This window comes from Pseudomonas sp. MD195_PC81_125 (assembly GCF_014060985.1).
Classification (GTDB): Bacteria; Pseudomonadota; Gammaproteobacteria; order Pseudomonadales; family Pseudomonadaceae; genus Aquipseudomonas; species Aquipseudomonas parakoreensis.
Genome location: NZ_JABULD010000027.1, coordinates 1 through 1,196 on the forward strand (window position 1 = coordinate 1; position 1,196 = coordinate 1,196).

The following is a 1,196-nucleotide window of genomic DNA, read 5'->3' on the forward strand; positions in this document are numbered from 1 at the left end:
TTTTTTAAAAATCAAAAGTCAAAAGATCGCAGCCTTCGGCAGCTCCTACAGGGTTTTCGGTGAATCGGATGACTGGGGTAAGATGCCCGTCACCCGAAAACCACAAGGTCTGCCTCGCTCCATGTCGGAAAAAGACACCATCGCCGTGCAGCTGGTGCGTGAAGCGCTGCTGCAAAGTTGTGCCCCGGGCGTGGCCACGGATGAAGTCTTGAACAAGGTCGGGATTGCTCCGGCGCTGCTGCACAGCGAGCAAGGTCGGGTACCTGCCTCGCAATACGCCAGACTCTGGCGCTTGCTGGCCCGGCGCGGCGATGACGAGTTCTTTGGCATGGATCCGCGCCGGCTCAGGTCCGGCAGCCTCGAATTCCTCTGCCGCAGCGCCATGGCGCAATCGACGCTGGCCGCCGGCCTGAACATGGGCTTGAGTTTTCTCTCGCTGATGCTGGAAAAAATGCCCGCGCAACTGGTGCATCAGCAGAGCCTGGCGGAAATCGTCCTGCTCGAAGACGACCCGCAACCGCGCCGCGCGTTTACCTATTTCACCTATTGGATGATCGTCCACGGCGTGGCCTGCTGGCTGGCGGGGCGGCGGATTCCGATCCTGGCGATCGAACTGCGCTGCGCGGAACCTGATTTCTGCGACGACTATCGGGTGATGTTCTCGGAAAACCTGCGTTTCGAACGTCCGCGTACACGGATGATTTTCGCCGCTGACTGCCTTGATCTGCCGATCAAACGCACGGCCGAGGAATTGAAACGCTTTCTGGCCCATGCGCCGGCGAACATTCTGGTGAAGTACCGCGATCCAGAGAGCCTTGCCAGCCGCATCAAGCAGGACCTGCGGCAGTTACCCGCCGAACAATGGCCGGAGACCGAGGCGCTGGCGCAGCAACTGTGCATGTCCGCCTCGACCCTGCGCCGGCGTTTGTCCGAGGAAGGGCAGACCTATCAGGGTCTCAAGGACAGCGTGCGCAAGGAGTTGGCGATCAGTTGGCTGGCGGAGCCATCGATCAGCTTCGTCGAGATCGCCACGCGGCTGGGGTTCGCCGATGCGAGTTCGTTCTACAAGGCGTTTCGCAAGTGGTCGGGGTCCAATCCTGGGCATTACCGTACGTTGATCCTTAACGAAGCGGTCTGATTCAGAGCACCTGTCGCCTGGCCCACCGCCATCGCTGGCAAGCCAGCCTCCCACAGAG

At 60.6% G+C, this 1,196-nt stretch carries 1 protein-coding gene; it reads left to right on the forward strand.

Annotated elements, in window-relative coordinates; translation table 11 throughout:
• The first annotated feature begins 121 nt into the window (after positions 1–121).
• Complete coding sequence (locus tag HT737_RS01180) at positions 122–1,138, forward strand: AraC family transcriptional regulator (protein WP_182401056.1); 1,017 nt, start codon at positions 122–124, stop codon at positions 1,136–1,138.
• Positions 1,139–1,196: the final 58 nt, after the last annotated feature.

Bases quoted from the DNA above. Each gene is read 5' to 3' on its own strand.
- HT737_RS01180 (WP_182401056.1), top strand. From the start codon at position 122: ATGTCGGAAAAAGACACCATCGCCGTGCAGCTGGTGCGTGAAGCGCTG.